Genomic DNA, 15414 nt, shown 5'->3' with positions numbered 1-15414 from the left:
GCGTGTAGCCAAAGGCCAATGAGTCAGATCACTGTCCTCATGTATTGCCGAAGGGCTTTAAGGACCCGCCCGTATAATTTGTCCACCATGCCGAGATGGTTGATTGCGGTTTTCACCCTCCACTTCCTGCTGAGCGTGGGTGTCTCCGCATTTGGCAAGGTGCCACCCGTGGAACACCTGCGGCCAGCGGTCGCCTCCGTGCAGCTGGCACCAGCAGGCGAGGCCGCAATGGCAATAGCCGCTGACCCATCCGTGGCAAACGACGCGTTATCCGAAGGCGAGCACGGCCTGATGGACGCGCAGCAGGATCTACCGGACGATCAGAACATACGCGCCTTTCGCGGCAAGCTCCTCCATGGCTTGTTCAGTTGCCCCGCGCAATGGGAGAGAGCCGCCCTCTCCCCTGTGCTGAAAAAGCAGCCTAAACCTCCCAGGTCCCGGACTACGCGCGCCTAACAGGTTGCGCCAGCCTGGACGCGTTCTGCGAACGCGAGAGACAGGTGCGCCGCGCAACTCCGGCGTGCAACCCCCTTCCTCTTTTCCCTCCTGACCATCGGACCGATGGCTTCAGGCCCTTTTCCTACCCTCAGGAACAGCACCATGCGTTTGACCACCCGAGGCAAACTCGCCGTCACTGCGGTCACCGATCTGGCCTTGCGCTCCCACGGCCGGCCGATCGCGCTTCCCTCCATCAGCGCCCGCCAAGGCATTTCCCTGTCATATCTCGAAGACATCTTCAGCGCACTGCGCCGCGCCGGCCTGGTCCACAGCATTCGCGGGCCCGGCGGAGGGTACACACTGACACGGCCGCCACAGGAACTCTCCGTGGCCGATATCGTCATCGCCTCCGAAAAATACATGGGCGGCGCCGATGACAAGGGCACGGACACCGGCACCGCATCGGCACCAGGCGAGATGACGGCCGAGCTGTGGGCCAGCTTTCACTCGCGTGTCATGGAATACCTGCAGTCCATTACGGTGGCGGACCTGCTGACCCAACGGGAAGCCAGCGCCTGCCATGCCGACCATTCTGCAGCCGTGGTAGTGGCCCCGCCCGCCAGCACCACAGGCCGACGGGCAGCGAAAACCCAGCTACCGTCAGGGGATGTGCCGAACTCCGTATTTGCCTTGGGGCTTGCCGTTCCGCGCACCCGGACGAGTTGATGCGCCGGCATCCGTAGCGTCCTTCTCCGGAACGACACGGATGCCCGCCCTGGGCGACGACACCGCCGACTATTTGCCGAGCAGGACCTTCAATGCGCTCTGCAGGCGGCGCGCGCCTGCCTCGTCGCTGGCGCCTTCCAGCACGCGCGCCACATCCTGCGTCCAGGTTTGCGCCGGCGAGGGATCGTTGCGACGCGTGAGCAACTGCAGCTGCAGAGCACGCCGTGCGGCCAGTTGGTCTGCGGGCGTCGGGACCTCCGCCGCGATCTCCAGCCGCAGCAATGCTTCCGGGGCACCCCCGGCCGCAGGTGCCGCAATCGCCTGCGACCAGGCGGTGCGCGCCGTGGGGGGCACCTTGCCGCCCAGTTCCTGGACGCTGGGCAATTGCGCAGCGTCGCGGCTTTTCCAGGCCGACAACAGCTGCGTGAGCGCTTCGCCATGGGCCTGTGCCGCCAGCTTGCGCAGCGCGCCCTGCGCATGCTCCATGGCGTCGCGTTGCGCGCGGAAAGCCGCATCACCCAGACGCGGACCTCGCGCAGCAGCACCATCGCGCTCCCGCCCCCGCCCCTGCATACCGCTGTCCCGTGGGCCGCGGCCGTCACGCCGGTCGCCACCACGGCCGGCGACCGTGGGCTGCGCGGGCACCGCCTTGCGCGCCCCCGGCCGGTCATCGCCACGCACGGCCACCACCGGGCGCGCCGCAGGCACGGGTTTGGAAGTCGGCGCATCGTTTTGATCTGCTACCGAATCAGTAGCTGCTTGCGCTTGACCATCAATGGTTTGATCGGCTTTTTTATCCAAATTCTCGGAATCCCCCGATCCGCCGGCAGGCTCCTTCAGCGCGCGCTCCAGCGCGGCCATGGCACCGCGGATCTTCTGCGCATCGCCCGACGCATTGGCGGCCTCCAGCGCCTTGGATGCCTCCAGCACGGCCCGGTCGCGCGCGCTCAACTCGGAGGCACTGCGCTCACGTTCGGCCGACTTGCGGTTGAACGCCTCGTCGATGGGCTTGCGGAACGCGTCCCAGAGCTTCTGCTCATGCTTGCGATCCAGCGGCACCGCCTGCGCCTCGGCCTGCCAACGCTGCTGCAAGGCCTTGATGGCATCGATGCGCAGACTTGGGGCCGCACCCAGGGCGCCTGCCTCCTCGATCATGGCGTGGCGGCGCTCCAGGCTGGCCTTCTGCGCAGCCTCCAGCGGAGCGCTGGCAGCCGCCAGTGCCTGCTTCCACAGTGGCTGCAGTTCAGCGAACATCTTTTCGCTCACATGGCCACCGGTGCGCCAACGCTCGGCAAACTGGTGCAATGCACGACTGAAGGACTTCCAGTCCTGCGCAGCGGCAGCGGCTTGCGATTGGGCCCAGGCATTCACCTCTTCGATCAGCGCCAACCGCTGCGCACGGTGTTCGGCACCTTCGGCACGCACCTTCTCCAGCCAGCCCTCGACCACCTTGTGCGCGGCATTGCACGCATCGTCGAATTTCTTCCACAGGGCGTGGTTGGCCGGCGCCCCCTGGTCGGCCTGCTTCCACTGCTCGCGCAGCTGGCGCAGCGTTTCCTGCATCTTGCGCCCGCCGAGGGACTGTCCTTCCGGCCTGCGCAGCAGTGCCTCGGCCCGGGCCACGAGATCCTCGCGCACCTGGTCGGCGCTCCAGCGCTGCCAGCCCTCCAACTCGCCCGCGGCCACGAGGGCGGCGTGCACTTTCTGCTCCAGTTCGGCATCGATCAACTTGCCGTGCACCTTAAGCACGGCGCGCAGCGCAGTCGCTGCGCCAGCGCTGGCCTTGCCATGGCCCTGTGCGGTTTCCTGCTCCAGCTTGGACAGGGCCTCCTGAACGGCCTGCAGGGCCTTCTCGCGCATTTCAGGAGTCGCCTGCGGCTTGGATGGGCGGGGGGCAGGCGTCTTGGCGGCGGCTCCCGCTTCTAGGGGTAGCCCGCGCGCCTGGCGCAGTTCGTCGGACCACACGGGCACGGGCGGCAGGGGAGCCGAGGGGTCTTCTGCCGCAAGGACAGCCTGCGCCAATGCCGACTGAAACGCTTCCCACACCACCAGCAGCTGGGTGCGCGAAGCATCGAGCAAGGCGGGAAAGCGCGCCTCTACGCTGGGCCAGGCACTGTCGTCGGCAAGTGCCTGGGCCTGCTCCTGCCAGCGGCCGACATCGGCATTCAGCAGTTCCAGCGCAGACTGCGCATCCTTCCACGGTTTGGTGGAGAGCACTTCGATGCGCTGCGCGAGCAGAACGGCGGCTTCGCGCTGCACCTGAACACGATGCTGCAGGTCTTCGATGGTTTTCACGCGCTCGTTCAGACGCTGTTTGAGCACCGACAGAGGTTCGCGGGACAGCGGCGCGCCGGCCTTGGCCGCATCGCGCTGCCAGGCGAGCGCGTCGGCAATGTTGAGCTTGGCGGCTGCGAGCAGCGCTTCGGCCTTGGCTGCCCATTCGGCGGCGATCGCCTCCTGGCCCTCCGCGCGCCGAATCTCGTCCAGTCGCTCACGCACTGCGCGCGCGGCGCCTTTGTCCCGCGCACTCAATTCCTTGAATACTTCCTGGAGCTTTTCCACGCCAGGCTGGGTGGACAACCATTCACGGATGCGTGCCGAGCGTTCACCCGACGTGGCCGCAGAGAAAGCGCCGCCTGTCAACGCATCAAGGGGATGCGGCTCGCTGGTTTTGGCAGGGACCGGGGTCGCGTCAGATGCGTCGGACATTTTGCTACGTGAAGAAAAAAGGAACATGGATTTTATTGAGGTGCAAGCGAGCCACCTTGCGCCAACAGCGCAAGCAGTAGGTGGGCATCGCTCACGGACAAGCGGCTATTTTCGCCCGGTTTTACACCGCCTTCCCGCTGCGCCAGATCAGGAATCTGAGGGATAGACGGGATGGCGCGGGAACCGTGCTCGCATTCGAACGGTACTGTACCGGTAGCCGCACCCTGTGAGGTTACAAAATCCCGCGCGCCCCTCACTGGGCATTCAAAGAAAGCTCTGCCTTCGGCCGCGATGGCGCATCGCCCTCCCCCCCGGCTGCAGCTTGCTTGCGCCTACGAACAAACGTTCAAGCGGGACTTGCTGTTGCGCCAGATAGTCCCGCACGGCCACCCCTCGCGCCAAGGCCAGATCCGCCATGGCGTTGTCCGGAACTGTCAGGTTGTGCATCAGCAGGGCCTCCATCTCTGCAACGGGTACGTCCTTCGCCAGACCGACGAAGTTGCGCGGTTTGCGGATGTCGGACCGGCGATACAACTCCTTCAGCAGCGCAGGGTATTCCTCCTCAGTGAGCGGTGCGATGCTGTCCGCAGGTTCACCCGCACGGATGGCTGCCCTGCGCTTTTGCGCCTCGGCCATGTCTCGCAAGCGCTGGCGTTTCCATGCCAGCTGCTCGGCGTCGGGCTGTGCCCAACCCACGACCGTGACCTTCAGTGCGGGGCGGTTGTTCAGTTCGTTGGCGATTTTGTCCAGTTGCTGTCGGGCCTTCTCATCCAGTTCTGCACTGCCCAGCGCGAAGAGAACCGCACCCTGCTCGCCCGCGTCGCTGAAAGCGCCAGCCAACAGGGAAAAGGGGGCGGTGATCGCTTTCATGATGAGGTTGCCGATGACCTTCAGGATGACCGCTCCCAGACGGAATTCGGGGTCGTTGAGGGAGCCGCTGATGGGCAGATCCACGTCGATGATCCCATTGCGGTCCGCCAGCAGGGCCGTCGCCAGCCGCACGGGCAGACTGGCGGACGCGCCCTCCACGGGTTCCCCAAACGCCAGTTGGTTCAATACCAGCTTGTTGGTGGCGATGAGCTGCCCATCGGGCAAGATCTTGTACGCCACGTCCATGCTGAGCTTGCCCTTCTCTATCCCATGACCCGCGTACTTGATGCTGTAAGGCGACAACGGGGGCAACTCAAGGTCACGCATGCGCCCCTGAATATCCAGCGCCAGGGGCTTGACCAGCGGGTTGATGCGGCCGGTGACTTCCAGTGACGCCGTCCCCTGGGCGCGACCGCGCAATTCCAGGTCGGCCATCTGCGGCGCTGCCCCCGCCTCCGGCGACACCGAGGAAAATGCGCTCAACCCGCCCGTGAGCGCACTCAGGTCGGCAGAGTAGTTGGGTTTGATGAAGTAATCCGTGAAACGCACCGACCCATTGGTCAGCGCCACGGGACCAAAGCGGATCTGCGGAGCCGAAGGGGCCGCTGCCGGAGCGACGGCTGCAGCGTTCGATGCCGCAACCGCGTCTTCCGCTGCCGAAGCCTTGCGAATATCCTGCAAATTGATGCGGCCGTCTTCCTGCACGATGATCCGTGCGAAGAAATCGCTGAGCGCCGTTTCCTTCACATCCAGAGACACAGGCTGGTCTGGCTGCAAATTCATCGCCACCCCGCGCAACGCCAGGGATTTCCAGCGCAGCAGATCCTCGCCCCGCGCGCCTACGCCCCGCGCACCTACGCTCCGCTCGCCGGCCTTCGTCTCCTCAGGCATGTCCAAGCCAGCCTTGGCGCGCACGCGCACCTCGTCCAGCGACACATCCCCCTTGACTGAAACAGTGGCGCCGGCATTCCCCTGGACATAGCGCACGTCTCCGTCGAAGCCCCCATCGGCACGGAGGATGTCGACGTTAAGCTGCTGCCCTACATAGGGCTCCAGCGCGTGCAACGGCAGGTGTTGGGCGTGTACCTTGCCCTGCGCCGTCAGAACGGGCGCCATCGCCACCGAGCCCTCGTAGCGCAATCGCCCGGGTTCGGTCCTCCCTGCACCCACCCGGCCTTCCAGGCGCAATGCCGTGGGAGTGACCCGCCCGTCCGCATAAGCGAAATCCCGCGCGTGCAGTTGCAGATCGAACACATTCAGCGCTACGGCGCTCTGCGCTACCGCGTCGCGCAAAGCCACTGCTGCGCCATCGATCTCCAGGGAAGCCAGCCCCATGGACCAGGGAAGACCCGCAGCCTTTGGAGCGTCCGCGTTGGGCCCCGTCACCCCCGGGTGCGACACGCCCCACTGTTCAAACATCCATTCCCCCGTGCGAGTGCGCGACAGCAGCAGGCGCGGCCTCTGCAACGAAATCCGCTCTACCGATACGGCGCGTTGGGGCCAGCGTATCCAGGCATTGCCCGCTTCCAGCCGGCTCCACGCGGCCAGTAAATCCGCAGGCGCGTCCTTGATTCCTGCGCTCTGCAGTGGAACGCATTGTTCCTTGGAGGCGCAACGCAGCGCCAACTTATCCACGGACAACGCAGCCACCTTCGCCAGCACGACATCGCCATGCCGTGCTATTCCCAGGTCCGCATCCACGGAACCTTCCACGCGGGGTTGCAGCACGCCCGCCAGATAGGGCGCAGCGATGGACAGCGGCAGGCCCTTGATGGAAAGGGCGGCCTGCGCCTGCGAGGCGCTCACCTGGCCCAGTACAGCCAATCGCGCGGATTCGCTGCTGCCGGCGGCCGCAGACTGCCTGAGGGAAGCACTCGCACGCAGTTGCATGGGCTGTTCCAGCGGCAAGGCAATGGACGACGCTTCTACCTGCAGGTCTTCCACCTCCCACGCGGCGGTCCCCCGCGGCAGGCTGGCATCGGTCCATTGGATGAAGCCATCCCGCAAACCCACCCTGGCGATATAAACACGCCAGGGCTCCGCAGACTCCTTTGTCTGTGGCGCTGGGTGCTCGTCCCTCTCGGCCCGTGGCAATCCCGCAAGATTTACTTCACCCGCCTCGTTTCGGCGTACATGTGCACGCGCGCCGCGCCACTCCAGCAGATCGATGTTGATCCTGCGCCGCAGGGGCTCCGTCTCCTTGAATACGGCACGCATTTCCTCGAATTGCAGCAAAGGCTGCTCCTGCGCATCGGTGGCATGTACCCCGCTCAGTTGCACATCCCCGGAAATCAGCAGTCGAGGGGTCTCCCGTTGCTCGAACCCTAGTTGAACATCCCCGTCCAATCGCCCCGCCTTGAGCCGCACCGGCACGCTGGGCGGCAGGTAGCGACCGAAGGGGGCCAGGTCGAAATTCTCAATATGCAGGCGAACCTCGGCTTCCCTGGTGTCCGTAAAGGGAGTGGCCATCGCTGAGGTATCAAAGGTGCTGCCGTTGAGCTCAAACGCCAGGCGGGGCCTCACCTTGACCTCGCGGTCCGCAGAAAAACTGCTCAGGAAAGGAACGTCCAGTTCCACGCGGCGCAACGTGTGCACCACCTCCACCGTACGGTCATCGAATTCGACGACACCACCCTTCAATGCGATATTGAAGAGCGCGAAATGTGCCGGCTCCGTGGCTGATTTCTCGCCCTGCGGCTTCGCCGCCATGAGCGCGAGCAAGTCGTCCACGTCATAAACCCCTGGGGCCAATTGCGTGACACGAACTACCGGGTCGTCTACCTGCAGCGCATCGATCACTGGAGCGCCCCGCCAAAGGGATTGCAAGTCAGCGTCTATATAGATGCGGCCCACCCGTACCTGCTCTGAACTGCCATCCTTTGACGCCAGGGCTACGCCGTGCAAAGTGGCCTCCAAAGTCCAGGGCAAAAACTCCACCCGTTCGACCGTCAGCTTGCGCCCCAGCGCTTCACTCGCATGCCTTTCAATCTGCGACTGCGCCAGCGGAGGGACCACCAGCCAACCGAGCAGCCACGCGCCGCCCCAGCACAGCACCAACCATGCAAATCGACGAATCCAGGGGTTGTTCTTGATGGCTTGCAGCACGCGGCACCTATTCTGTTGAGCTACCAACGCAATGGGACCGTTCCCGCGCTGACGCAGGCAGGTAAAAAAACGCAAAAAAAAAAAGAAAGCCCGGTGTCGAACTTCTTCGTACACCGGGCTTGACGGCTGACACAACGGTCTTTCGCCATCTTTTTGCGCTTGGGAGAGGATCGTCTCAAGCGCAGGAGGCAAGGGATTGCCTCCAGGGGTTGCCTTGGAGGAGATCTCATGTGATGCGGCACTGTCTGCCATTCATCGCGCTGATCGCCCCGTTTGGCGGATGCCTGAGTCGTTCAGGCGCCTCAAAGATAGCAAATCCGAGCGCGTCTTCCAACAGCTTTTAGCAATGAAAAATTTCATGCAATTGACTGTTTCATTAAGCAGTCGAATTGCTAGCGCACAGACCCTTCTTAAAAAGGACATGCGTGAAAAATCTGTGCTTTCCCACAGATTGAACAGAACTTTTTGTTCTAAAAAATTCAAATGTTAGTGTTGACCTTGAATTTGGAGACCTCCTAGAATCCGCCAGCCCTCAACCAAGGCCTAGTAAAAACCCTAGCCGCTACAGATTTCGGCTACGACAGTCAACAGATTCCCCTGGGCCTAACGCGCCTAAACGGACTGAACGGCATACCCACCCAGACCCCACCGTCTGGCAGGACCGGACTCCTGAGCAACCACGACAGTGCTCTTCGCTCAGGAGCCGACTTAGAAAGGAAAGCTATGACAGCGTCAGGAAATGTGATTGCCGGCGTCCGCACGTTTGCGGGCGATGTGATCAACGGTTTTCTGGAAGTGACACACAGCGGCTTCGCCCTGCTCGGGCTGGGCGTCGTCTTTGGCGTGATCACACTTACGGCACGCCCGGACCTGCGCCAGGCAGGAGAAGAAGAACTCATGGGCTGGCTGCAGGCCCGCCAGGAAGCCGTAGTGGGCTTCCCTATGGAGCCTGCCGCAAGCGAGCGGGCAGTAGCGCTCAACCCCAAGGAGTTGCCGCGGGAACAGGCTGCCGTGGCCTACTGGCTCAGCAAGAAGTACCGCGTGGCGCCCGAACCGCTGGCGGCACTGGTCACCGAGGCGTATGAAATCGGCGCGCGGACCAAGCTGGATCCCACCTTGATCCTGGCCGTCATGGCCGTGGAATCGAGCTTCAACCCGTTTGCACAAAGCCCGGTAGGTGCGCAAGGCTTGATGCAGGTGATGACGCGCGTGCATACCGACAAGTACGAAGGCTTTGGTGGGCACCTGGCGGCATTCGATCCCGTGGCCAACCTGCGCGTCGGCGTGAAGGTGCTGCAGGAGTGCATCGCGCGCGCCGGCTCGCTGGAGGGCGGGCTGCGTTACTACGTCGGCGCAGCCAACTTGCCTGACGACGGGGGCTACGCCGCCAAGGTACTGGCGGAGCATTTCCGGCTGCGCCAGGTCGCCAATGGTCGCACGGGCGTTTCTCCCGCCGGCCCCGTGAATCCACCTCTCCTGTCCACCAAGGCTCCTGCCACACCGGAAGCCGCACCTGCAACCCCTGCCACTGGCGAGAAGGTGGCCCTGCTGAGCGGCCTCTGAAGGGCCTACTCTGGCATTGATGAAGGGCGTGCTCAGCTACACTAGCAGGGCACGCAACTGGCGATAGGCGCGGAGGTCTTCCGGGACACCGCCGCTGACGTGGACACCGGCAGGAAACAGCGTTTTTCTGCAAACCACTGGGGAGCGTGCCGCGCGGCAGGCACCAGCCCCGCAGCGATCCGTCGTTCGCCTGGGCAGCCCTTGATTGCCAAGGGACACTTAGTTCATCGGACTGCCATGTACCAACGCAATATTCTTGTCGAACAAACCGATCCCGAGGTGTGGGCCGCCATCCAGGCCGAAGACCGCCGCCAGGAAGAGCACATCGAGCTGATCGCCAGCGAGAACTACGCCTCGCCCGCCGTGATGGCCGCTCAGGGCTCGCAGCTCACCAACAAGTACGCCGAAGGCTACCCTGGCAAGCGCTACTACGGCGGCTGCGAGAACGTGGACGTGATCGAGCAGTTGGCCATCGACCGCATCAAGCAACTCTTCGGCGCCGAAGCGGCCAATGTGCAGCCCAACTCGGGTTCGCAGGCCAACCAGGCTGTGCTGATGGCCTTCCTGAAGCCCGGCGACACCATTCTGGGCATGAGCCTGGCCGAGGGCGGCCACCTCACGCACGGCATGCCGCTGAACATGAGCGGCAAGTGGTTCAACGTAGTCTCCTACGGACTGAACGACAAGGAAGAGATCGACTACGACGCGCTGGAAGCCAAGGCCCGCGAGCACAAGCCCAAGCTGATCATCGCCGGCGCCTCCGCCTACGCCCTGCGCATCGACTTCGAGCGCTTCGCGAAGATCGCCAAGGAAGTCGGCGCCATCTTCTGGGTGGACATTGCCCACTATGCCGGCCTGGTCGTCGCGGGCGAGTACCCCAACCCGGTGCCGTTTGCGGACGTGGTGACCTCCACCACGCACAAGAGCCTGCGCGGCCCACGCGGCGGCATCATTCTGATGAAGGCCGAGCACGAGAAGGCCATCAACAGCGCCATCTTCCCCGGCCTGCAGGGCGGCCCGCTGGAGCACGTCATCGCCGCCAAGGCCGTGGCCTTCAAGGAAGCCCTGTCGCCCGAGTTCAAGCAGTATCAGCAGCAGGTGACCAAGAACGCCAAGGTGTTCGCGGAAACGCTGATCCAGCGCGGACTGCGCATCGTGAGCGGTCGCACCGAAAGCCACGTGATGCTGGTGGACCTTCGCGCCAAGGGCATCACCGGCAAGGAGGCCGAGGCAGCCCTGGGCAAGGCCCATATCACGATCAACAAGAACGCGATCCCCAGCGATCCCGAAAAGCCGATGGTCACCAGCGGCATTCGCGTGGGCACGCCCGCCATCACGACACGGGGTTTCAAGGAAGAGGAAACGCGCCTCACGGCCAACCTGGTGGCCGACGTGCTGGACAATCCGCATGACGAGGCGAACCTGGAAGCCGTGCGCGCCAAGGTGCACGCGCTGACCAGCCGCTTCCCGGTCTATCGCTGATCGACCGCCGCGATGAAGTGCCCCTTTTGCAGCCATCAGGAGACCCAGGTCGTCGAGACCCGCGTCTCCGAGGACGGGGACTTCATCCGCCGCAGGCGCCAGTGCGGCGCCTGCGACAAGCGCTTCACGACCTACGAACGACCGGAAGTCAACTTCCCCACGGTTGTCAAGAAGGACGGCCGCCGCGTCGAATACGACCGCGAGAAACTGCTGGGATCGTTCAAGCTGGCGCTGCGCAAGCGCCCGGTGAGCACAGTGCAGATCGACTCGGCCATCGAGCGCATCGAGGAAAAGCTGCTCAACCTGGGGCAGCGCGAGATTCTGTCCAGCCGCATCGGCGAGCTGGTCATGCGCGAGCTGAAGAAGCTCGACAAGGTGGCCTATGTGCGCTACGCCAGCGTGTACCGCAGCTTTGAGGACATCGACGAGTTCCGTGCGCTGGTGGACGAAGTCCGCAAGTAAGCCGCAGCTCTCCCATTGCTCTTCTATTGATAGCTGGCAGCGCCCACTGGGCGGGCGCTACAGCCGTTTTTTACCATCACCCCAGGCGGACTGCCGGAATCGGAGCCACGGCCTGCACCACGTCGCCGCATTGCGCACGGTGGCGCAGCGCATGGTCCATGATGACCAATGCAAGCAACGCCTCGGCGATCGGCGCGGCGCGGATGCCCACGCAGGGGTCGTGGCGCCCCTTCGTGATCACCTCGGTACTCTGGCCGTGGATGTCGATGGACTCGCGCGGGCTGATGATGGAACTGGTGGGCTTGATGGCCAGCGACACCTCGATGTCCTGCCCGGTGCTGATGCCGCCCAGCACGCCACCCGCGTTGTTGCTGGCGAAGCCCGTGGGCGTGAGCGAATCGCCGTGCGTGGTGCCGCGCTGGGCCACGCTGGCAAAGCCGGCACCGATCTCCACACCCTTCACCGCGTTCAGGCCCATCATCACATGGGCGATGTCGGCGTCCAGCTTGTCGTACAGCGGCTCGCCCAGTCCCACGGGCACACCGGTAGCTTGCACACGAATGCGCGCGCCGCAGGAGTCGCCGGACTTGCGCAGCGCGTCCATGTAGTCCTCGTAGGCCTGCACGTCGGCCACCGGTGCGAAGAAGGGGTTGTGCGGCACATGCTCCCAGCTCTCGAACGGGATGGGCAGTTCGCCCAGTTGGGTCATGCAGGCACGAAAGCGGGTGCCGTATTTCTCGGCCAGCCATTTCTTGGCCACCGCGCCGGCGGCTACGGTGGGTGCCGTGAGGCGCGCAGACGAACGGCCGCCGCCGCGCGGGTCGCGCAGGCCGTACTTGTGCCAGTAGGCATAGTCGGCATGCCCCGGGCGGAAGCTCTGCGCGATGTTGCCGTAGTCCTTGCTGCGCTGGTCGGTGTTGCGGATCAGCAGCGCGATGGGCGTGCCGGTGGTCTTGCCCTCATATACGCCCGAGAGGATTTCCACCGCATCCGGCTCGTTGCGCTGCGTCACATGGCGGCTGGTGCCGGGGCGGCGGCGGTCCAGGTCGGCCTGAATGTCGGCCTCGGACAGTTCCATGCCGGGCGGGCAGCCGTCGATCACGCAGCCGATGGCGGGGCCATGGGATTCACCAAAGTTGGTGACGCAAAAAAGGGTACCGAGTGTGTTGCCGCTCATAGGGGTGCGATTATCCCCGAGCCACTGTTACTACCAAAAAAATAGCTGCCAGCGCTTGATTGACAAGCGCTGGCAGCTATTTTGATCACCAAATCAGTTGGCCGGCCGCGATTCTTCCTGCGGCCAGTCGCGGATGTAGGCCTTGAGCAGCTTGTTCTCGAAATTCTGGCTGTCCACCACGGCCTTGGCCACGTCGTAGAAGCTGACCACGCCCATCAGCATGCGCTTGTCCATCACGGGCATGTAGCGCGCGTGGCGGCCCAGCATCATGCGGCGCACCTCGTCCATGTCGGTCTCCAGGGTGCAGGTCAGCGGCGCGTCGTCCATGGCGGTACGCACCAGCATGGTGCCCACGCCGCCACCATTTTTCGTCAGCGCCTGGATCACCTCGCGGAAGGTGAGCATGCCCACCAGGTCGCCATGTTCCATCACGACCAGCGAGCCGATGTCCTTCTCGGCCATGGCATCCACGGCGCGGGCCAGCGGCTCGTCGGGATGCACGGTGTAGAGGGTGTTGCCTTTGAGGCGCAGGATGTCGCTGACTTTCATGGGGAGTCTCCGAAGGGTTCTGCAGGCGCTGCATGCAGCCCGATAGCGAATAAATATAGCCCACAATGGCGCACAAATTCACCACTTTGGAGACATGAATGCCCGGATATTCCGACCCCGGCTTCGACACGCTGGCCCTGCACGCCGGCGCGCAGCCGGACCCCGCCACAGGTGCGCGCGCCGTGCCGATCCACCTGAGCACCTCGTTCGTCTTCGAGTCGAGCGACCATGCGGCGGCCCTGTTCAACCTGGAGCGCCCGGGCCATGTGTACAGCCGCCTGAGCAACCCCACCAACGCGGTGCTGGAGCAGCGCGTGGCAGCGCTGGAGGGCGGCGTGGGGGCGATTGCCGTGGCCAGCGGGCAGGCCGCGCTGCACCTGGCGATTGCCACATTGATGGGCGCAGGCAGCCACATCGTGGCCAGCACGGCGCTGTATGGCGGCAGCCAGAACCTGCTGCACTACACGCTGCGCCGCTTCGGCATTGACACCACCTTCGTGAAGCCCGGCGACATCGACGGCTGGCGCGCCGCCATCCGCCCCAACACCAAGCTGTTCTTTGGCGAAACCGTAGGCAACCCCGGGCTGGAGGTGTTGGACATCCCCACGGTCGCGGACATTGCGCATGAAGCTGGCGTGCCCCTGCTGGTGGACTCCACCCTCACCTCGCCGTGGCTCATCAAGCCCTTCGAGCATGGCGCGGACCTGGTGTACCACTCGGCCACCAAGTTCCTCTCAGGCCATGGCACGGTGATCGGCGGCATCGTGGTCGATGGCGGCAGCTTCGACTGGGAAGGCTCCGGCCGCTTCCCCGAGCTGACCCAGCCCTACGACGGCTTTCACAACATGGTGTTCACCGAGGAGAGCACCGTGGGCGCCTTCCTGCTGCGCGCTCGCCGCGAGGGCCTGCGCGACTTCGGCGCCTGCATGAGCCCGCACACCGCCTGGCTGATCCTGCAGGGCATCGAAACCCTACCGCTGCGCATGGAACGCCATATGCGCAATACCGAGAAGGTGGTGCAGTTCCTGGCCAGCCACCCATTCGTCGAGCGCGTGGGCCACCCGCTGCTCGAGTCCCACCCCAGCCACCAGCTCGCGCAGCGCCTGCTGCCGCGCGGCGCGGGCTCGGTGTTCAGCTTCGACCTCAAGGGCAACCGCGAGCAGGGCAAGACGTTCATCGAGACGCTCAAGCTCTTCAGCCACCTGGCCAATGTGGGTGACTGCCGCAGCCTGGTGATCCACCCCGCCTCCACCACGCACTTCCGCATGAGCGACGAAGCGCTCGCCGCGGGCGGCATCAGCCAGGGCACGATCCGCCTGTCGATCGGACTGGAAGATGCCGACGACCTGATCGACGACCTCAAGCGGGCACTCAAGGCTGCGGAGAAGCCAGCGGGAAAGGCGGGTGCGTGATGTACGTGCAAGTCAACGGCGCACAGACCTACTGCTACACCGGCGGCAAGCCCTTCGATGCCGCCAAGCCCACCGTGGTGTTCATCCACGGCGTGCTCAACGACCACAGCGTCTGGGCGCTGCAAAGCCGCTACATGGCCAACCATGGCTGGAACGTGCTGGCCGTCGACCTGCCCGGCCACAGCAAAAGCGCGGGCAATGCCCCTGCAAGCGTGGAGCAGGCGGCCGACTTCGTGGGCGCCCTGCTCGACGCACTGTCCATCCAGCGCGCCGCGCTGGTGGGCCATAGCTGGGGCTCGTTGATCGCGCTGGAGGCCGCCGCACGCCTGGGCGGGCGCGTGAGCCATCTGGTGCTGGTGGGTACGGCCTATCCGATGAAGGTGTCGCCCGCGCTCATCGAGGCATCGCAGACCGACCCCGAGCAGGCGCTGCGCATGGTCAACGTGTTCTCGCGCAGCACCCTCGCGCCCCCCTCAGGCGCGGGCTTCTGGGTGTACGGCGCGGGCATGGCGCTGGGCCGCAAGGTGCTGCGCAGTAACCCGCAGGTCAATGTGTTCCACCGCGGCTTCGTGGCGTGCGACAGCTACGCCAACGGCGAACAGGCCATCGCAGCGGTGCAGTGCCCCGTGCTGTTTGCCTTGGGCACGCAAGACCAAATGACCGCGCCCAAGGCCGCGCAGGGGTTGATCCAGGCCGCGCGATCCGCGGGCAAGGACGTGCAGATCGTCCATCTGCCGGTGGGCCACCACCAGATGACCGAAGCACCGGACGCAACGCTGTTCGCCATCCGCGACTTCCTGGCAAGACGCATCTCCGCCTGAGATCGTTGCACGGCAGGGCCGGCGGTGCAGGGCATCCCCTGCAGCGCTCCCCTGCCCGATGGATGACGGGCGCCGCCGCCTCGGCAGAGGGGGATGTGAC

Annotated in this window: 10 protein-coding genes and 1 riboswitch; of the genes, 6 read left to right on the top strand and 4 right to left on the bottom strand. The window is 64.6% G+C overall.

Annotation, left to right across the window (positions count from 1 at the left end):
- Positions 1-600 precede the first annotated feature (600 nt).
- The gene (locus I3K84_RS02355; RefSeq protein WP_011804935.1) at positions 601-1164 is read left to right on the top strand and encodes an Rrf2 family transcriptional regulator; all 564 of its coding nucleotides are present in this window, start codon (positions 601-603) and stop codon (positions 1162-1164) included.
- 69 nt (positions 1165-1233) lie between these two features.
- Here the strand turns inward: I3K84_RS02355 and I3K84_RS02350 are convergent, their stop codons facing one another.
- Together I3K84_RS02350 and I3K84_RS02345 are read right to left on the bottom strand one after the other, a co-directional pair.
- Positions 1234-3873 (bottom strand): DUF349 domain-containing protein, encoded by a 2640-nt coding sequence (locus I3K84_RS02350; RefSeq protein ID WP_231403396.1) that lies wholly within the window; start codon positions 3871-3873, stop codon positions 1234-1236.
- Positions 3874-4137: 264 nt separating this feature from the next.
- Positions 4138-8040 (bottom strand): DUF748 domain-containing protein, encoded by a 3903-nt coding sequence (locus I3K84_RS02345; protein ID WP_231403395.1) that lies wholly within the window; start codon positions 8038-8040, stop codon positions 4138-4140.
- 531 nt (positions 8041-8571) lie between these two features.
- On the opposite strand from I3K84_RS02345, the gene I3K84_RS02340 reads away from it, so the two are divergent.
- From I3K84_RS02340 to nrdR, 3 genes are all read left to right on the top strand, one after another.
- Positions 8572-9411, top strand: a complete 840-nt coding sequence (locus I3K84_RS02340; protein ID WP_011804932.1) for a lytic transglycosylase domain-containing protein — start codon at positions 8572-8574, stop codon at positions 9409-9411.
- Positions 9412-9454: 43 nt separating this feature from the next.
- Positions 9455-9614: riboswitch (ZMP/ZTP riboswitch) on the top strand.
- A 34-nt stretch (positions 9615-9648) separates the two neighbouring features.
- Positions 9649-10893: a serine hydroxymethyltransferase gene (gene glyA, locus I3K84_RS02335; protein WP_196995422.1), complete on the top strand. Its 1245-nt coding sequence runs from the start codon at positions 9649-9651 to the stop codon at positions 10891-10893.
- Between the two features lie 12 nt (positions 10894-10905).
- Positions 10906-11355: a transcriptional regulator NrdR gene (gene nrdR, locus I3K84_RS02330; protein WP_011804930.1), complete on the top strand. Its 450-nt coding sequence runs from the start codon at positions 10906-10908 to the stop codon at positions 11353-11355.
- Positions 11356-11431: 76 nt separating this feature from the next.
- On the opposite strand, the gene aroC is transcribed toward nrdR, so the two are convergent.
- Positions 11432-12532 (bottom strand): chorismate synthase, encoded by a 1101-nt coding sequence (gene aroC, locus I3K84_RS02325; RefSeq protein ID WP_047351399.1) that lies wholly within the window; start codon positions 12530-12532, stop codon positions 11432-11434.
- Positions 12533-12625: 93 nt separating this feature from the next.
- Complete coding sequence (locus I3K84_RS02320; RefSeq protein WP_047351400.1) at positions 12626-13081, bottom strand: CBS domain-containing protein; 456 nt, start codon at positions 13079-13081, stop codon at positions 12626-12628.
- A 98-nt stretch (positions 13082-13179) separates the two neighbouring features.
- Here I3K84_RS02320 and I3K84_RS02315 point away from each other — a divergent pair, with 98 nt between their 5' ends.
- The gene (locus I3K84_RS02315; RefSeq protein ID WP_196995421.1) at positions 13180-14493 is read left to right on the top strand and encodes an O-acetylhomoserine aminocarboxypropyltransferase; all 1314 of its coding nucleotides are present in this window, start codon (positions 13180-13182) and stop codon (positions 14491-14493) included.
- Entirely contained in the window at positions 14493-15314 is an 822-nt protein-coding gene (locus I3K84_RS02310; protein ID WP_196995420.1) for an alpha/beta fold hydrolase, read from the top strand. Before I3K84_RS02315 ends, I3K84_RS02310 begins: the two co-directional genes overlap by 1 nt.
- Positions 15315-15414 lie beyond the last annotated feature (100 nt).

It is taken from the genome of Diaphorobacter sp. JS3051 (assembly GCF_015832135.1).
GTDB classification, from domain to species: domain Bacteria; phylum Pseudomonadota; class Gammaproteobacteria; order Burkholderiales; family Burkholderiaceae_C; genus Diaphorobacter; species Diaphorobacter nitroreducens.
The sequence above is the reverse complement of the archived record's forward strand: the minus strand, read 5'-3'. Positions and strand labels throughout refer to the sequence as shown.